The 16589-nt window shown below is 67.4% G+C and carries 21 protein-coding genes; 4 read left to right on the top strand and 17 right to left on the bottom strand.

Translation table 11 applies throughout. The annotated features are described in order from the left end of the window. Window positions 1-98: 98 nt before the first annotated feature. Together ACFLIT_RS01220 and mobC are read right to left on the bottom strand one after the other, a co-directional pair. On the bottom strand, window positions 99-1121 hold the full coding sequence (locus ACFLIT_RS01220) for a relaxase/mobilization nuclease domain-containing protein (protein WP_479909357.1): 1023 nt from the start codon (window positions 1119-1121) through the stop codon (window positions 99-101). Next, window positions 1118-1633, bottom strand: a complete 516-nt coding sequence (gene mobC, locus ACFLIT_RS01215; protein ID WP_479909356.1) for a plasmid mobilization relaxosome protein MobC — start codon at window positions 1631-1633, stop codon at window positions 1118-1120. Before mobC ends, ACFLIT_RS01220 begins: the two co-directional genes overlap by 4 nt. Before the next feature lie 282 nt (window positions 1634-1915). Here mobC and ACFLIT_RS01210 point away from each other — a divergent pair, with 282 nt between their 5' ends. Continuing rightward, window positions 1916-2644, top strand: coding sequence for a hypothetical protein (locus ACFLIT_RS01210; protein WP_479909355.1), 729 nt, complete (start codon window positions 1916-1918; stop codon window positions 2642-2644). A 13-nt stretch (window positions 2645-2657) separates the two neighbouring features. Here ACFLIT_RS01210 and ACFLIT_RS01205 read toward each other — a convergent pair whose 3' ends face one another. Genes ACFLIT_RS01205 through ACFLIT_RS01190 form a run of 4 tightly spaced genes read right to left on the bottom strand, consistent with a single transcriptional unit; the run spans window position 2658 to window position 5586 of the window. Beyond that, window positions 2658-3395, bottom strand: a complete 738-nt coding sequence (locus tag ACFLIT_RS01205; protein WP_479909354.1) for a GIY-YIG nuclease family protein — start codon at window positions 3393-3395, stop codon at window positions 2658-2660. After that, window positions 3388-4248 (bottom strand): hypothetical protein, encoded by an 861-nt coding sequence (locus tag ACFLIT_RS01200; RefSeq protein ID WP_479909353.1) that lies wholly within the window; start codon window positions 4246-4248, stop codon window positions 3388-3390. The genes ACFLIT_RS01205 and ACFLIT_RS01200 overlap by 8 nt, the downstream gene beginning before the upstream one ends. Next, window positions 4245-5393, bottom strand: coding sequence for a DNA cytosine methyltransferase (locus ACFLIT_RS01195; protein WP_479909352.1), 1149 nt, complete (start codon window positions 5391-5393; stop codon window positions 4245-4247). The genes ACFLIT_RS01200 and ACFLIT_RS01195 overlap by 4 nt, the downstream gene beginning before the upstream one ends. Next, entirely contained in the window at window positions 5386-5586 is a 201-nt protein-coding gene (locus ACFLIT_RS01190; protein ID WP_479909351.1) for a hypothetical protein, read from the bottom strand. Before ACFLIT_RS01190 ends, ACFLIT_RS01195 begins: the two co-directional genes overlap by 8 nt. A gap of 88 nt (window positions 5587-5674) precedes the next feature. On the opposite strand from ACFLIT_RS01190, the gene ACFLIT_RS01185 reads away from it, so the two are divergent. Next, window positions 5675-6250, top strand: a complete 576-nt coding sequence (locus tag ACFLIT_RS01185; RefSeq protein WP_479909350.1) for a hypothetical protein — start codon at window positions 5675-5677, stop codon at window positions 6248-6250. Between the two features lie 52 nt (window positions 6251-6302). Here the strand turns inward: ACFLIT_RS01185 and ACFLIT_RS01180 are convergent, their stop codons facing one another. From ACFLIT_RS01180 to ACFLIT_RS01160, 5 genes are all read right to left on the bottom strand, one after another. Continuing rightward, a complete protein-coding gene (locus ACFLIT_RS01180; RefSeq protein WP_479909349.1) occupies window positions 6303-7211 on the bottom strand; it encodes an ArdC family protein in 909 nt (302 codons plus the stop codon). A 72-nt stretch (window positions 7212-7283) separates the two neighbouring features. After that, on the bottom strand, window positions 7284-7595 hold the full coding sequence (locus ACFLIT_RS01175; RefSeq protein ID WP_479909348.1) for a DUF736 domain-containing protein: 312 nt from the start codon (window positions 7593-7595) through the stop codon (window positions 7284-7286). A gap of 397 nt (window positions 7596-7992) precedes the next feature. Further along, the gene (locus ACFLIT_RS01170; protein WP_479909347.1) at window positions 7993-9972 is read right to left on the bottom strand and encodes a ParB/RepB/Spo0J family partition protein; all 1980 of its coding nucleotides are present in this window, start codon (window positions 9970-9972) and stop codon (window positions 7993-7995) included. Between the two features lie 452 nt (window positions 9973-10424). After that, window positions 10425-10649: a GDCCVxC domain-containing (seleno)protein gene (locus ACFLIT_RS01165; RefSeq protein WP_479909346.1), complete on the bottom strand. Its 225-nt coding sequence runs from the start codon at window positions 10647-10649 to the stop codon at window positions 10425-10427. Then, window positions 10646-11056 carry an MFS transporter permease gene (locus ACFLIT_RS01160; protein ID WP_479909345.1) on the bottom strand — a complete coding sequence of 137 codons (411 nt, stop codon included), beginning with the start codon at window positions 11054-11056 and terminating at the stop codon, window positions 10646-10648. Before ACFLIT_RS01160 ends, ACFLIT_RS01165 begins: the two co-directional genes overlap by 4 nt. Window positions 11057-11139: 83 nt before the next feature. On the opposite strand from ACFLIT_RS01160, the gene ACFLIT_RS01155 reads away from it, so the two are divergent. Then, window positions 11140-11553 (top strand): MerR family transcriptional regulator, encoded by a 414-nt coding sequence (locus tag ACFLIT_RS01155; RefSeq protein WP_479909344.1) that lies wholly within the window; start codon window positions 11140-11142, stop codon window positions 11551-11553. An 89-nt stretch (window positions 11554-11642) separates the two neighbouring features. Here the strand turns inward: ACFLIT_RS01155 and ACFLIT_RS01150 are convergent, their stop codons facing one another. After that, on the bottom strand, window positions 11643-11885 hold the full coding sequence (locus ACFLIT_RS01150; protein ID WP_479909343.1) for a helix-turn-helix transcriptional regulator: 243 nt from the start codon (window positions 11883-11885) through the stop codon (window positions 11643-11645). 125 nt (window positions 11886-12010) lie between these two features. On the opposite strand from ACFLIT_RS01150, the gene ACFLIT_RS01145 reads away from it, so the two are divergent. Continuing rightward, the gene (locus ACFLIT_RS01145; RefSeq protein WP_479909342.1) at window positions 12011-12436 is read left to right on the top strand and encodes a helix-turn-helix domain-containing protein; all 426 of its coding nucleotides are present in this window, start codon (window positions 12011-12013) and stop codon (window positions 12434-12436) included. A gap of 32 nt (window positions 12437-12468) precedes the next feature. On the opposite strand, the gene ACFLIT_RS01140 is transcribed toward ACFLIT_RS01145, so the two are convergent. The 5 genes from ACFLIT_RS01140 to virB11 form a co-directional block, all read right to left on the bottom strand. Continuing rightward, a complete protein-coding gene (locus ACFLIT_RS01140; protein ID WP_479909341.1) occupies window positions 12469-12681 on the bottom strand; it encodes a hypothetical protein in 213 nt (70 codons plus the stop codon). A gap of 21 nt (window positions 12682-12702) precedes the next feature. Beyond that, entirely contained in the window at window positions 12703-12966 is a 264-nt protein-coding gene (locus ACFLIT_RS01135; RefSeq protein ID WP_479909340.1) for a helix-turn-helix domain-containing protein, read from the bottom strand. Between the two features lie 122 nt (window positions 12967-13088). Further along, on the bottom strand, window positions 13089-13757 hold the full coding sequence (locus ACFLIT_RS01130; protein WP_479909339.1) for an LPD7 domain-containing protein: 669 nt from the start codon (window positions 13755-13757) through the stop codon (window positions 13089-13091). Continuing rightward, complete coding sequence (locus tag ACFLIT_RS01125) at window positions 13741-15618, bottom strand: type IV secretory system conjugative DNA transfer family protein (RefSeq protein ID WP_479909338.1); 1878 nt, start codon at window positions 15616-15618, stop codon at window positions 13741-13743. Before ACFLIT_RS01125 ends, ACFLIT_RS01130 begins: the two co-directional genes overlap by 17 nt. Continuing rightward, on the bottom strand, window positions 15584-16585 hold the full coding sequence (virB11, locus tag ACFLIT_RS01120) for a P-type DNA transfer ATPase VirB11 (protein WP_479909337.1): 1002 nt from the start codon (window positions 16583-16585) through the stop codon (window positions 15584-15586). The genes ACFLIT_RS01125 and virB11 overlap by 35 nt, the downstream gene beginning before the upstream one ends. Between the last annotated feature and the right edge of the window lie 4 nt (window positions 16586-16589).

The raw sequence follows: 16589 nt of genomic DNA, 5'->3' as shown, positions 1-16589 counted from the left end.
TATTCGATCACTCATAGGCTATCGTCGGCGGCACGCATCTCGTCCCAGCAAGCGTGTTCGCATGTCGGTTCGTTCACACGTTCACCCGTTCACAGCTGTCAGCGAGACCGCTCGCGATCGCCATCCTGTCGGCGCATCGCTTCATTCGCCGTCCGTAGTTCCCGAGCCAGAGCGAGACGCTGTGTGTCCGACTGCGGCATGTCCCGTACGAAAGCCTCGACCTTGGCGGCCAACGCCCTGTCCGCAGGGTCGCTTGATTGGCCAAGCAGCCGGGCCTGGGCCAGGTACAGCGCGCGCACCGTCCGCTGGCGGTCCACGATCTTCTGCTCCCAAGGCGTTCGCGCGGTCTGGCCCTGAAAGGCTGCGGCGGCCGCCTCGCGGTAGGCGGAGCGCCGAGTCTGCGCCATCGGTCCTCTTCCGGCCTCCTGCCGATCCCTGATCTTTCGCAGTGGCGTCCGCTCAGCCTTTCGAGTGACGCCTCGCGCCCGCCGTGGCGTTGCTTCAGCCTCCACGCCGCGGTCTCGCAACGCATGGGCGAAAGTCTGCCGCCAGAGTTCCAGATCGGCCTTCTTGGGGTTCAGCCGCTCGCCCGCGTGGCCACGCGAACAGATGGACAGGTGAACATGTGGACGCGGCGTATCGGTGTGCAGGGTGAACACGTAATCATGGCGACCTGCGAACATGTCCGCCGCAAAGGACCGGGCAGCGTCACGCACTGCGATCTCGTTCGTGCCGGCCGGCATAGACAGGATGACAGAGTGGCTGACCGGGGAATCCTTGCGACGGGATCTATCGAAAAGCGTGGCGCGGGACCAATCGTCCCCCAGGTCGGCTACGTCCCGGCGGCTGACGATCAAGGCGCCGTCGGCGCCCTCCAGCTCCAGCTGGCCGTTGCGCGAGATGTATTCCAGGTGCGCACGAAGGTGCGCTCCGTCCCGGGTGCGACCCGTGACCTTCACCATCACCTCGGGCGCCCGAGCAGCGACGCGTTCCAAACGCGCCCTCGCATCGCCGTGGGACGACGCCGAAGGTCGCAGCACAGTGCGCGCCCGGACGATCCTCGACCGGACGGGAGGACGCCAGACATCCTCGAACCCAAGGACCATGTGGAAGTCGGTCATGGCTCGACTGCCCAGTAGGCGAGATTGCCCTCGAACGCCTCCCGCAGTGTGAACATGTGCGCACGTAGCTCTGTCCGCAGGGCGTCGAGATAGGCCACCTCCAGGTCGAGCACCTTGCCCTCCATGACCGCGGTGTTCAGAGCTCTGGCGATCTGGTTCACGTTCACGCCGATCCGCCGCACCTCACCCTGGATCGCGAGCAGGGCGACTGCCTCGTCGGGCCGAAAGGTCGGCTTGCCGTGAAGGCGATGGCGGATGAGCGCGGCCACCCAGCCATTCGGGGTCAACGCCATGCCGGCGGCTTCGCGCGCCAGGCCCTCGCCGTCGTCGGCGGTGAGGCGAACCGTCAGCTTCAAGGGCCTCACTGGAAGCCGCCCGCCTGGCGACGCCGGCCCCGCAGCGGCCTGATCCATCAGACGACGCAAGGTCGGCGCGCGGCCGCCCTGACCGCCGGCGGCGGCGTCGAACCGGGCCAGGAGTTCGTCGGACACCCGAATGCTGAGATTGGCCACCGGGCCGCTCCACGTAGTGATCCGCCGCCGCGAAGGCTATCCTGCCCTAGACCGCGACGAACTCAGACTGGCCCCTCCCCTCGGCGCGCGCGATGCGTAAGCCTACGCCCCGCCCGCGCTCGCCCGCCGACCCTTTGGGTCGCCCCAGCCGGGCCAGAAGCTGCCGTTCCCTCATCCTTCTTCGGGAGCTTTGGCGCTCCGTAGAGAAGAACCCAGCCATGAGCCCCTTATGTCGGAATCGCCTTAAACGTTGACGCTGACATCGCGCCCGAGACGATGACAATGAATGACGCACCCAAGGATCGGGCAGCCTCCAAGCTGCGGCAGTGGCCCGATGAGGGGGACAGCCGCAACAAGGGATTCTGCGCCCATTGCGGTGGTCCCGAAGAGACGCGGGACCACAATCCTTCGAAGATCTTCTTGGACGCACCCCTGCCGGAGAACTTGCCGGTCGCGTCCAGCTGTCAGGCTTGCAACGCGGGCTTTTCGGACGACGAAGAGTATGTGGCCTGCCTGCTCGAATGCGTCACCAGCGGCAGCGTCGACCCAGAAGCCTTCGAGCGCGTCGCGATCGCCAAAACCCTCGCGGGTAACCAGCGCCTTCAGCGAGAGCTGGCGGCGGCGCGGCGCGACGTTGAGGGGCAGAATTGGTGGGACCCCGACGGCTCCCGCCTGCAGCGGATCGCCATCAAACTGGCCCGCGGTCTCGTCGACTTCGAACTCAATGAACCGCAGCTGCATGAGCCGGAGAAAGTCTGGTCAATGCCGCTGATGCTGATGTCGGATTGGGACCGGCGAGCCTTCGAGAACGATGACAGCGACTTCGCCCTGTGGCCCGAGCTCGGCAGCCGTGCCTTCCACAGGGTGCTCATGGGACCGGAGGACTCCTGGGTGAACGGCTGGATCGTCGTGCAGCCGAACCGCTTCCGCTATAGGCTGAGCCAGGAGGGCGGCATGCGCGTGCGCATGGTGCTGCGCGAGTACCTAGCCCTCGACATCCTGTGGGATTGATCGGCCTGAGCCTTTAGGTCTCGGCGCCGTCTTCGCTCTCGTTGGGCACCGACGCCGCCCCGCCCAGCGCCTGGTAGCGCCGCTCCGACAGCCACTGCAGACGCTTGGCCTGGGTCAGCAGGACACGGCGCAGTCCGCCCTGGACCTCACGTTCAGAGATCACCTGGGCCAAGCGCGAGATGATCAACGCGCGCCGGGCAATCCTGAAATCCGGATGGCGCCGCAGTTCATAGACCCTTTCAGAGACGACCCGATCGCGCACGGACGGTGGCGCGGTCACTGCCACCGTACCGACGGGCGGGTCCTTCTCGTTGAGGATGGCCTTGAACCGCGAGCCCTGGACGGCGGCCTCGGTGATCAGTCGCTCCAGGGCGTTTAGATGGGCCTTGGCGGCCTTGTCGCGCTTGTCGACGCCCTCCAGCTCCGGGATCGGCCAGACCTCGATGTCGAGAACCTCAAAAGGATCGAGCACCGACATGGCGACGGCGTCCGTTCGCTGATTTGTCAGATGCCGGCGGATTCGGGTACGAACCCGCTCCTTGGTCTGGCCGACGTAGATTGGTTCGCCGTCGTAGTCGAAGAAGGCGTAGACGCCCCATTGGTAGTCGCCGATCTTCACGCTTGCGCCGCTGGGATCGCTGAAAGGCGCGTCGAGGAAGCGGGAGAGCTGCGTGCGCAGGTCATCAGTCTCGAACGGCGGGATGTTGGTGGCGTCGGGGTCGCGCCCAAAGAGTGAGGGCGGATCAGACACGGCGGATCGCCGTCATCTCGGAAGCATGCTGGACCAAACCGGCGCGGCGGATCGTCGTGCGCCGCACTAATCCGCCATCGGCCTCAGCGACTTCGAAGTCGACGAAGTTCACCTCGTCATTGGCGCCGCCGAAGGCCCGATGGAAGGCGGCCATCAGCTCCACTCCGTCGAGCCCCTGAGCCGCAGCGAGGGGACGCTCGGGCGTAGGGATGTCAGCCGGCAGCACATAGAGGCACGGCGGCGGCGTCTCAAAGGGGCCCAGGCGGGTCAGACGGGTCTGCGGCGACAGGGCCGCGAGCTTCGGGCAAGGCCTCCCGACCGTGCCGCAAATCATGTCCCAGATCACCAGGCCATCGACCCTCTGATTGCGCGAGAGCATCTCGGCGCTGAGCCGCGTGTGTAGGCCTGACCAGGCGTTGCGGCGCGGGTCGGCGCCGACGTTGGTGCAAAGGCTCCACGTGATGAACTCGTCAGCTTCGGGCGGGCGTTCGAAGATGTTGGTGTTGGCGCCGTCAAGGCAGCCCTTCAGGTCGATCACCGCCGTCCGGCCGCTCTCGAGCCGTACATAGTAGTCATTGCGCGCGCCGCGCTTGGCCCTGTCCCAGCCGGCGATGTGACCGCCGTCCTCCAGGTGGTTCAGCACGTGCTGCACGAACTCGCGCTTGCCCCGCATGGTGGCGGAGAACTCGCCGCGAACCTTCTCGACGGCCCCCCGGAAGATGGCGGAGCGATAGAATTCCTTTTCGGTCAGGCCGTGATCGCCCAGGAGGTGGGCCTGCGTCTTGAGGACCTCCGCGAAACGCTCGATCTGCGCGCGCAGCTGGGGGTCCTGTTCGCAGGGGATGACGCTCACGCGGCTTGCCGCGCCTTTCTCTCGGTCGTCCCGAGCAGCGGCTCGAAGATATGCTCGGCCAGATGCCGCACCACATCGACCGCCACTCCGTCGCCGGTCAGGTGATAGGCTTCATTGTAATTGCGCGGCAGTTTGTAGTCGTCAGGCAGTCCCATCAGCCGCGCCGTTTCGCGAGCCGAGACGAGGCGCGTGCGCACGGATTTGCCGTCGATGACGATGATCACCTGCCGGCTCGATCCACCGGCCGGCGTGCGCAGGCAGCCGGCCACATCGTCGAACCGCACCTCGGTGCGCTGCACCTTGGCGCCGCCCTCGTCGTGCCGGGTGCGCCGATAGATTCCGCCCACCATCCGCCGGCCGGCGCGCTTGGCGGCCTCGACCTTGGCGAGGTTGATCGGAGACATCATGTCGAGCACCTGCTGGGTTTCGGCGGGCGTGTGCCAAGCGACGCTCGTTGGCGACTCCTCGACCAGGTCGGCGAAGGTCGAATTGCGTCGGGCTGGCACGGGGACGTTCCACCAGACCAGCCGCTTGCGTGACTTGGCGCTGATCCCATCGATCGCACGGCAAAGGCCGGGCGTATGGAAGGGCGCTATCGGCCCCGGCGCAAGCAGGGTCGGATCGATGGCGAGGTCTTCATGCACGCCGATGACGAAGAGGCGCGGCCGCGATTGCGGAACGAACAGGGCCGCGTTGATCACCAGGGCGCCATACCGATAGCCGGCGTCGGCGAAGGTCTTGCAGATGGCTTCGAAGTCGCGCCCGCCGTGGGAGGTCAGGGTCCCGCAGACGTTCTCCAGGGCGATGATCTTCGGCGCGCGGCCATCAGCGATCAGCGCCTTCATCACATCCCAGAAGGGGTAGAAGGTGCCCGAACGCTCACCTCTCAATCCCGCGCCGCCACCGGCCAGAGACAGGTCTTGGCAGGGGAAGGAGCCCCAGGCGAGATCGGCCACCCCTGGCAGATCGTCGACCGTCACTTCGCGCACGTCGCCGATTTTGAGCTCGCCGCCGCAATCCCAGTTGGCCTGATAGGTCAGGCCCTTCTTGTGGTCGAAGTCGTTGGCGAAGAGGCAAGTCCATTGCTCGCCCAGGCCCGCCCGCGCCATACCGCCGCCGGCGAAGAATTCATAGAAGCTAGGCATGGGTTCCGCGATCCTCCGCGGCGTGCTCGCGCGCCAGCTTTTCTTGAATGGCTTCGGTTATCCAAGTGTTACGGGAGATCGCACCGGGACGTTCGCCGCGCGCAGCGTCGATGGCGTCGAAGGTGTCGGCGCTGAGCCGCAGGTTGATGCGGTCCAAGGCCCGAACATTGCTTGGTTTCGAATCGGCGAGCATGGCGCCACAGTGGCGCCACAGCGGCCCCCCGTCGAGTAAAGTTTCTGGTTTGTTCCCCTCGGGAGCCGCGCCGTCAAGCGAAGAGCGCATGGCCAGCCATATTGCCCCCGTCGCCATACGGCGAGATTTCGACGCCAGCCGACTCGCCTCGCCCCCGGATGACGTGACGCTCGAGGCGGCTGATGAGGACGGCGCGTTCGACGGCAACCGGGCGTTCATGGACCTGCGCGGCATGGACTGGAACGATGTCGCCGAGACGCTGGAAATAGAACGCGGGGTTCTGGCGCGTCTCGAGGCGGCCATCGACCTCGACGCCGAGGAAGAGGCGATCAGCGAGGAACTGGTCGCCGAATACGGCGTCGAGGCGCTATGGAGTCTGGACCCCGGCGTCGCCTCCGCGACCATCGCGCTCTCAGCGCTCGGCGCCACACCGGTCGCGAGCTGCAACGGGGGAGTGCTCGGCGGCCACCATAAGGAGCCCTATCCGCTGGTGGCCTTTTACCTGCCGCCAACGGCTGCGGCCGATGTGAATGCCCTCGCGCAATCCGCCGGCATCGGCTTGCTGGTCGACGATCATGGCCGCGGTCAACTCTATGCGCAGTCCTACAGCGGACTGCTTAGGTTCGCAGAATTGGCGCTGACCGAACGTCAGAAGACGCCGTGAGGCGCGGCCACCCTGCCTTTGCGGCGAGCGCCTGAGCGCTCGCCGCGCACCATCAGGCGGCAAAGGTTTGGACCTGACGGTGATGAAGGAAGTCGGCGGCCCGTTGAGCGTGGGCGGCGGCGGTGAAGATGAACCGCCGGTCGTCCTTCAGCACCTCCAGCCAGCTGGCGATGTAGCTGGCATGATCGGGCCTGGGCTGCAGTTCAAGACCCAGGTCGGCGCAGAGGAACGCCGCGCCCAGTTCGGCGACCAGCTCCTCACGAGCGTAGCCGTCGTCACCCCAGCGCTTGCGGCCGAAATCACGGTCGAGCCGGGTCGGGTGCCGGGTCCAATGGGTGCATTCGTGAGCCAAGGTGGCGTAGTACGCCTCGGGCTCCTCGAAGCATTCGAAGGGCGGCATCTGCACATAGTCGGGCTGCAGAGCGTAGTAGGCCTGATTGCCGCCGTGGCGGATGTCGGCCGCGGTCGCGGCGAAGAAGGCGTCGGCGTACCCGATCCGCTGGGCGGCATCGAGCTTGGGCTCAGGCGCCGCATAGAAGTGGACGGGCAGACCCTCGACCTGATCGACGTTGAAGACGGTGTAGGCCTTCAGGAAGGGGATCTGGCGCTCGGTGTCCTGGCCATCGTCGCCGGACTCGGTGCGGGTGATCCGGTTGGCGTAGACCACCGTGGCGCCGTGCTGGCCCTTGCGAACGTGGCCGCCGAGCGCCAGCGCCTGGCGGAAGGTGATCCAGATCGGCGCCGTGTAGCCGTGGGCGACCGCCTCGGCCCAGAGCAGAACGACATTGATCCCGCTGTAGGGCTCGCCGGTGGAGCGGAGCGGCCGCGTGATCCGGCCCGCGAGGTGCTCGGCGGACCAGGGCTTGGTCCAAGGACGAACGCCGTTTTCGAGGTCGGCGACGATGGCGTTGGTGACCCGGCTGTAGATATCCGGGCGTGACTTTTCGTGAGGGCGCGACATGGCGGCCTCCTGTGATTTGAGCTGTTGGGGAAGCGGCGCCCCGCCAGATGGGCGGGGCGCTCTGCGAGAAGGTCAGTCGGCTTGGCGGCTGCGCGACCAGATCAGGCTGTAGCCCTCGTCGGCGTCGACCAGGCTGGCGTAGATCGGAGCCGGGAAGCTCGGGTCGTCCAGCTTGACCGAGAGGTAGGCCCGGTCCTCGCGGGACGTCTTCATCCAGGCGGCGCCGAATTCGGTCTGGCCGGAGAAGATGCGGAAGTCGGGGGCCTTGTCGTTGTCCTTCTCGACCTTGCGCAGGACGGCGGACTTGACGTTGAGGGTCAGCGTCTTGATCGCGCCGTTGTAGTTGCCGGCGTCGTCCTTGGTGAAGGTGCCGATGGTCGCCATGGTGAAGTCTCCTTGTTCCTCGGACCGCGCCCATCGCGGCCTCGATGGCGATTTCCAGGCCGAGGGGCGCTGAGCGCCGCAGCCGCAGGCCCGGAGCGCAGCGGAGGACGCCGGCGACGACTTGTTTGCCGCGCGAGGAATTGCGCCGAAGGCGCGAGGGGAAAGAAGTCGAGAGCCGGCGTTGCGGCGATCAGCGGGGCCGGAACGGCCCGCACCCCTCGGCCCTATCAGGCCAGAGAGGCGGCATGGGTCGGTTGCGAAGGTCAGGAGTTCGGCCCGGCGACGGGACCACGCCACCGGCGACGCCGGTGCAATCACGCAAGAAGAAGGGGCCGCCAGCCTCGTCGGCGAACGGCCCCAAGTCAGAGAGATGAAGGCCGCAAGCTGCGGCCCGCCCTTAGGCGGCTTCTTCGGTTAGGCTCGGCGCCTCGGACCGAACCTCGGACTCCAACGGGACTGGCGCCCGCAGCAGGCTTGGCAACCAGCCCTTCCCAGCCAAAAGCGCCTCGGCTTCCGACGCCATGTCGGGCTTCTTCATGCCGCTGATCCGCTCCGCCGCCTCCTCCGAGACGGCCTCCCGCACCGCCTCGCAGATCCTGGCCTTGGTGACGCGGCCCAGATAGCTCGCGACGGTGGGCGACCAGTAGCCCGTCATGTCGAGGTCGACGGCCTGGGCCAGCCGGTCGGCATGGGCCCACGCCCCCGGCTTGCGGTCGAACGCCGTGCGAACGGCATTGACCGTCAGGCTCGCGCCGTGGGCCAGCAGGTCCAGAAGGTCCGTCGCCGCCAGCCCCTGCACAAAGGTCCATAGGTCCGCCGCCTGTTTGGGCAGGCGCACCGCCCAACGCTCATGGCGCTCGGCGATGCTGCGTCCGGCGCGGCTCTCGTCGATGCCCGGCGCGTGGCCGTCGAGATAGGTGGACACCCCCTTGATCTCCAAACAGGAGGTCCGGTCGTAGGGCGGATAGAAGGCGAACAGCGCCAAGCTGTGCACCACCGCCGACAGGGCGACCGTGGGGCTGGCGCCCAATGCGTCGCGCAGCGCCAGGGTCCGATGGGCCGTGAGGTCCAGAACCAGCCGCTCCGACAAAGGGGCGCCCGCCTCCTCGTCGGCCTCATCGGCTTCGGCTGACGCCCCCTCCTCCTCGCTCTCCAGCCCGCCAGCCACTTCGCCTTCCGACTCCGTTTCGGGCTCGGGCGCCGGGATGTCCTCGGGCCGGATCATGCCCCGCTCGATGCGGGCCATGCCGTCCTGGCCCAGGATGACGAACACCCCGCCGCGCGCGATCTCCTCGGGGTCAAAGGCGGTCCCATCGCCGAAGGCTTCAAGCGCCGCATCGATCTCGGCGAACCGGGCCTCAACCTCGGGCGGGAGTTCCTCAACGGCGTCCCACTCGCTGACCAGGGCGTCGTATTCTTCGGACAGCGCAGCCATGCGGGCGGCCTCTTCCTGCGGGCGCTCCACCGGGTGCGGGTAGACGCGGGCGAGGCCGAGCGCGCGGGGAAAGTCGATGTGGGCCTCGGCCCACTTCCAGCCCTCCCGGTCCCGCACGTCCTGGGCGATCCCGGCCAGCTTCTCGGCGGCCAGGCGGTCCAGCAGGCCCGCGTCTTCGAACCAGCCGCCGCCGTCCTCGGTGAAGAGGTCGCGCAGGATGGTCCCGCCCGCCTCGCCATAGGCTTCGGCGCCGACGAAGACCGCTCGCCGATCCGTAGCCGACACCTTGGTTTCGGTCATGGTGCGGCGGATCAGATAGGGCGGGCGATCCGGCCCGAGGAGGTCGAACGCCTGCTCCTGGCGGGCGTGATCCTCGCTGATTGCATAGGCCATCATCTGGTCGAGCGTCAGATCGCCCGCGCGGTAGCGCGCCATCAAAACGGGACTGACCGCGCCCAGCCGTAGCCGCTGGCGCACCACCTGGGCCGACACGCCGAAGCGGGCGCCGATCTCCTCGGCGCCAAGGCCCCGCCGTTCAGCCTGTTCGCGAAAGGCTTCGAACTCGTCGGCGGGGTGCATGCGGAAGCGGGTGACGTTCTCGTCCAGGCTGATCTCGTGGGCGTCATTGGACAGGTCCACCACACAGCGCACCGGCTCGGTCTTCTTAATGACCTTGCGCTTGGCCAGCAGGGCGAGCGCCAAGCGGCGCCCCTCGCCGATGGTCACCAGATAGCAGCCGGTCGCCGCCCCGGCCTCGTCCGTCTCGGGCTCCACCACCGCCGCCTGCAAGACGCCCTTGGCCGCGATACTCGCGGCTAGGGTCTCGATGTCGGCTTCGGCATGCGGGGTCCGCCGTGCGTTGCGCGGCGACTTCTTCAGCTTGTTGAGCGGCACATCGATGACGTCGCCGTCCTGATGAACGGTGTTGGCTTGTTGGGTCATAGCTAAGCTCCTTGGGGCATGGCTGCAGGCGCAAGGCGCGCCTGCAGCCCTGCCCGTCGGCGAGACCGGGGGTGCAAACGGAGGGGCGGCTTCGCGGGGAACCGGCTGCAGGGCTTCAAGCCCTGCGTCCTGGCCGGTCCTGCCCAGCCCGAAGCTGGGCGGAAGCCGCTCCGAAGTGCGCCAGGGGCGGAGCCCCAAGCCACGGGCGCGCGTAGCGCGGCCTACCAAGGGAGGAGGCTGCAAGGAGCCTGGCGCGCAGCGCCATGGCGGGAAGCGCCGTCGAGCGGCCGGCGGCGCCGCAGGCGCCCGTAGGGGCGGACCCGTAGGAGCCGCGGCACGCGGCGGGACCGAGCACGCCCGCCGGCCGCTCACCGATTTACAAGTCGACTGGTCAGGCGCCGACGGCTGAACCCGGACGGCGGGGTTGAGGGGTTTTTATTGTCGCGCCGGCCTCAGCCGCAGCACGACTTACCGCCACCCTCCTGGATCGGCGGACAGGGCACATCACCATAGGAACAATATACGCAGCAGTCGCCCGGCTTGGGCTTGAGGACGGTGCTGCAACCTTGGCAGTCGTAGAAGTACTGGCAGGCGTCTGTGGGCATGATCTCTGTCGCCTGATGGCCGCATAGCGGACAGGTGAGCGTAGAACGGGGCTGAATTTGCACGTCGCTCATCGGGCGCTCCGGATCAGGGCCAGGGCCCAAGGTTCGACCAGGGGCTGCCACGCAAGGGCCACCAGAACAAGGAGGGTTGCAATGCTGAGCAGGCCGATGCCGAGCTGAGACGGCGCTGTGCACGCACCGCCCGACCGGCACATCCGCGCGCGCCGCCAGGTGACGACCCACCCTGCGCTAAGTAAGGCAAGCGCGGCGAGCGTGATCCAGGTGCGTTGAACGGCGAACCAACTGAGTCCGCCCAAGCTCAGTCCGGCCAGCGCCAGCGACATCGGCAGGACGCAGCACGCGGCCCAAGCGAAGAGCGCGCTGGCCGCGGCCGCGATCGCCGCCCAGTTCAAGGCGATCTCCGCAGGCTTGCCGTTCTGACTATCTGGTCGAGATCGAAGCCCGCTGCTCACAGTCATGAAATCGCTTCCTGGTCCAATGCGCGCGAGGATGGCATCTGTAGCGGCTACAGACTCAAGGCCTAATCGGAAGCGGCACTGCCATGGCTGACCAAGCGATTCAGATCGGCGAACTTTCGCGCCGCACGGGCTGCAACATCGAGACGATCCGCTACTATGAGCGGATCGGTCTCGTGCCGGCGCCGCCTCGGCGCGGCCGCTACCGCAGTTATGGCCTCGCCGATGTGAGCCGCCTGGGCTTCGTGCGTCGGGCGCGCGAGTTGGGGTTTACGCTGGATGAGGTCCGCGCCCTGCTGGGCCTCGCCGGTAGCGGGCAAACGTCTTGCGCCGAGGTGCGCACCCTTGCCGCATCTCATCTGACGGACATCAGGGCCCGCATCGCGGATCTCAGGCGGATGGAGCGCGTCCTAGCTGACTCCGTGAAGGCCTGCGAGGCTGCTCAGGACCCAGGCTGTCCGCTGATCCAGTCTCTCTATGCAGATTCCGAAAAGTCTTAGACGGGGGCGTTGCGGGGCCCTCCCCGCTTGAAGGGGTCGACCGAGACTTAAGGCTCGGGCGCAGGGGAAGGCTTTCCCCTCAGCGCTTGCTAGCTGCCGCCTTTCCTTGATCTATCCGACTGCGGCGGCCGCACGAGCATTTCATGCGTGGCCACGCCCAGCACCATCGCGATTTTGTCGACCACGTCGATCGACGCGCTGTAGAGGCTTCGCTCAAGCGAACTGATGTAGGTGCGATCGAGCTCGGCCCGGTGCGCCAGCTCCTCTTGGGAGAGGCCGGCCTGTCGGCGAAACTTGCGCAGGTTGAAGGCCAGCACGGCGCGAATATCCATGCTGGAGCGCAACCTCTTGTAGAGTATTTTACCACGGAGTATTCTCTACAAATCGCCTCGGAAGGACGCGCCCGCGTCGCCCGCGAGGGCTAGGCGCGTACCCCGTCCAAACCGAGGTAGGTTCCGTGGAGACACCCCACTCGAATGACTCCGAAAAGACCGGCCCCCACCCCGTCGACACCCACGTCGGCGCCCAGCTGCGGCTGGCGCGAAAAGTGCGCGGGATGAGCCAGGAGGCGCTGGCCGAAAAGCTCGGCATCACCTTCCAGCAGGTGCAGAAATATGAGCGCGGCGCCAATCGGATCAGCTCTTCCAAGCTTTATGAGGCGGCCCAGACGCTTGGCGTGCCCATCAACGTCTTCTTTGATGGGCTGTCCCCTACGTCGTCGCCCGACGCCCCAAGCGCCTTCCACCCCGAGCAGATCGCGTCGGAGCTATTATCGAGCACCCCCGGCCTCAAGCTGGCGCAAGGCTTCCTGAAGATTCGCTCCCTGGACGTCAGGAAGGCGCTCGCAAACCTGGTCGCCACCATGGGTGATCTGGAAAGCTAGATTTCCCGACCGCTTCCTCGGTTGTCCCGGCCCTAATGTTTCGACTGCGGCTCCAGCATCGCGGCGACCGTCTCCGACCACAGCGCCAGAATCTCGGCCTGCTCGGCATCCTCCTCGCCGACCGTATCGGCGAACACCTGCAGCAGCCGTGCGAACTCGTCCGTGGTGGTGACGCCGGAGGCCTGCAGCACGCTGGCGACCATCGCGACCATCTTGCCGTGCGCGCAAACCAGGGCACGATCCATCGGCCCTATCCCTCGCCCAGGTCAGTCGCGCGGGCGTCGGCCGCTCCGCAGGGGCTGGGGCTTATCCGCGTCAGGGTCCGGCTCGGCGAACAGCGCTGCGATCGGCACTTCAAGGGCCTCGGCCAAGCGGTCGAGCAGATCGACGGAAGTGTTGCCCTGCTCTCGCTCAAGTTCGCTCACCCAGGCTCGGTCGACGCCAGCGTCGATCGCCAGCCGCTCCTGTGAAAGCGACTTAGCGGTGCGTAACGCCCGCAGATTCCAAGCCAGAAGCGCCCTTCCCTTCATTATGGGAGCGGGACACTTCTGTGGCCGATGAAACCACGGTCTCCAGACTACATATTACGGACCACCGGCAACGACTCAAGCCCGAGCCAATACTCTCCCGCGCCAGCCGTCACTCCGGCCGATTACCGAGTTCGCTGCCGATCTCGCGAGCGATGAGACTCTTGCACCGCCTGAGCTCGGGCGACATCGACAGGGCGGACACGGGCCCCCTGCTCCAGCAAGGACGCCAGGCGTTCACGCGCCGCCAACAGGATCCGATCCTGAGCCGGCCGGTCGCCGACCCGGGCCCGGACGACCGCCTCGACGATGCGCATATTGGTCCGCCCTGCCGCCGCGTTCTCTCTCGCCTCGCGATCACCCCGTTCCGGCCGCTCCTCGGCGTTGCGCGTGGCTTTGCGCGCCAGCGCCGCCTGGCGGCGTTCAAGCTCCTGGCGGTCCCGTTCGGTCGCCTGGTAGCCGCGCACCTCCAGGCCAAGGGCGCTGGCCGTAAGCCAGGCCTCGCGCCGGAAATCGGCGTCGCCATGGACCACGACGGCCGTCCAGCCGCGGTGCTGCGCGACCGCCGCCATGTCGCGGATCGCATTGGGGTCGGACCTCGGCGTCACCAGCCGGGCCCCCAGGTCGCGGAAGGTGGCGGTGGTGATCCGAGCGTCGGCGTAGAAGCCGAGGCCGGGGCCGCCGCGTTCATCGAGATAGTACCGGCGGCGCAAAGGATCCGGCACGTCGCCCTTGTTCGTCGAGCGGCCGCGGCCCTCGCTGTCGATCTGATTGCGGTCAATCTCGTCGGGCATGGTCGGTCTCCTCTCGTGTCACGGACGCGTCGATGAAGCGCTCCATCCAGCTTTCGACTTCGGCGTCGGTCGCCCCCTCGGGGGGCAAGGCTTCAAGACCGGCCGCCGCCAGCGCCGGCGCGATCTGGTCCAGGGTCAGGTCGTCGAGGCGGGGCGCCCCACCCGTCATCGGCGTAGGCGCCGGAAGTGAGCCGCCTGTTCCGATGCCCGGATGGGCGGCAACGGTCGGCGGAGGCGCAACTCGCGCGCTGAAGGCCTTCTCGCGCCAGTATTGGATTTTGCGGCCGCGCACCGGCGGCAGGCCGGCGCGCAGCAGGATGAGGTCGGCCGGATCCATCTGGATCAGCTCCTGCGGCATCATCAGCGCCCGGCGCTGGTCGGACTCGGTGGTGCTGCGGCGGCCGCCGGACAACAACGTGGGCCGGCTGTGAGAGCGGCTGGAATAGGTCCAGAAGCCCAGGCGTTCCGAGAGGTCCTGGGCCACTTTCAGCTCCTTAGGGGCGAAGGCGATCTCCAGGCCGCAGTTGGCCATGATCTCCTCGGCCAGGTCGGGGCCATACTCGGCCCTCAGCTGCGCCGGGCTCTGCAGGACCGGCAGCAAGCGCAGGCCGTAACCGGCGACGTAGGAGAATCCGTGAGCGATGACCGCGGCGTGGCCGAGCCGCGCGAACTCATCCATCACCATGAGCACCTGCACCGCGTGCCGATCTGCCGTCGGCCGCTCGCGGGTGTTCAAGTCGACCAGTTGCTGCAGCAGCAGATTGTAGAGCGGCGCGATGCGGGCAAGGTTGTCGGGCGAGACGCCGAGATAGAGCGACACGCGCCGCTCGCGCAGGTCCCGCAGATCGAAGTCGCTGACGTCCGTCGCCGCGCAGACCCGTGGATTGAGCCAAAGGTTCATCCGCGCCGTGATGGTCTGCTTGATCGAAGCGAAGGTATTCTCCGAAGCCGAACAAAAGTCCGATAGGGCGCTGACGCCGCCATAGGACAACGGCTGGCCAGCGGTCGCGCGCGCCTTAACCGCTTCGGGCAGGCGGGTGCGCGGATCGCCCTGGGTCAGCTCCCGATAGATGGCGCCTAGGCTGAACGGCAGATCCGGCGTCTCGGCGACATAGGCGCCGACGCCGATCAGGCCGGTCCTGGCGGCCTCCGCCCAGAATGGGTCGCCTTGCTGCGGCGGCGGAAACAGCATGACGGCGAGTTTCTGCAGTTCGTCGAGCACGGCGACGCTGTCGGCGCGATCGATGTGGCCGAGGGGATTGAACCGCGCCGTCCGTCCCTCAGGGTCGAGCGGGTCGAACAGTACGACGGCTTGACCATGGGCCGCGCGGAAGCCGGCGCTGGCCTCCCAGTTCTCGCGCTTCACGTCGAGAACGACGACCGAGTCCGGCCAGGTCAGCAGGTTCGGGATGACGACGCCAACGCCCTTGCCGCTACGGGTCGGCGCGTGGAGCATGACGTGTTCGGAACCGCCGAACACGAGAAGGCGTCCGCCCTTGCGGCCCAGAACGATACCCTGACGCGACCGAAGGCCTGCGCCGACCAGTTCGGTCTCGTTGGCCCAGCGAGCGGCGCCATGCAGCGGCGGACGCAGGTTGCGGACGATGCCGATGGCAACAACGCTGGCGGCGCCGAAGGCCGACAGCAGCCCGACGCAGAGCCATCGCCGGACCTGGGGGTCGTCACGGAAGTACCAGAACCAGGCCGGGAGCTGGGCGACGTCAATGTCGGGGGACAGGCGCTTCAGACCCGCCAAGGCGATCACGACCGTGAGCCCGCCCAGCAAGGCGACGCCGGCCGCCGCCAGCGTGCCGACATAGGCGGCCTTAAGCGGCCAGGGCGCGCTTGCGAAGCGGGTCATACCAGACCTCCGTCATGCGGAAGCGGCCATCGACGCGGCGCAGCTGCACCACGACGTCGACCAGCATGTGAAGCAGCGAGCGGATGTCGTCGCGCGCCAGATCGCGGCCGCCCTCGGACTCTTTCACCAGCAGGGTCAGCTGCTCGAAAGCCAGAGTGGCGCTGTCTGCGTGGATGGTGGTGATCGAACCCGGGTGCCCGGTGTTGACGTTGCGCAGGTAGAAGAAGGCCGTGCCGTCACGCAGCTCCTGCAACAGGATGCGGTCTGGTCGCATGCGCAAGGCGCTTTCCAGCAGTTGCTTGGCGCCGACCTTGGCCAGCCCCTGCCCGTCCTTGGCGTAGAGCATGTGGACGGCGTTGCGGTGCGGGACGGTGAGCTCGCGAGCGTCCTCGATGGTCAGTAGTCGTTCGCCGTCGGGGATCAGCCTCACCAGACCCTTGGCGAAGGTGGTCTTGCCGGAGCCCGTCGCGCCGGAGATCAGCACATTGCGCCGGCTTTGCACGGCCAACCGGAAGAAGGCTGGCCAGTCGCCGGCATCCCGCAACGCCAGAAGCCGTGTCTCCTCAGCCGAAAGATCGTTGGTCGCCAAGGCCACTGCGTCGAACAGGCCGCTTCGGGCAAAGGCGTCGAGGTCGAAGGTCGTTTCGGACGGCTTGCGCAGGGTCAGCGACAGCCGCTCCGCGGCCGGCGGAATGACGATCTGGCAGCGCTCGCCGCCCGGCAGCACCGTCGAGCAGATCGGCGTCTCGGGGGTGACGTCCTGGGCGGTGAAGGCGGCTGCGGCCTTTGCCAGGGTCGAAAGCCAGGCCTCGGTCAGGTCCGGCGCGGCGCGCCATTCCCAACCGCCTTCGCGCTCGATGCCCAGCTCGCCTGGCCGATTGACCACGACTTCCGTCACGCCGGCCGGCTCCAAGCAGGCCTGCAGCGGCTTCAGATAGTGCTCCAGGACGGCGGTGTCGTGGGGCATGGCC

The sequence above is a fragment of the Caulobacter sp. HJHS_5 genome (genome assembly GCF_056683955.1).
Note: the sequence above shows the minus strand (reverse complement) of the source record. Positions and strands in the feature narration are given on the sequence as shown.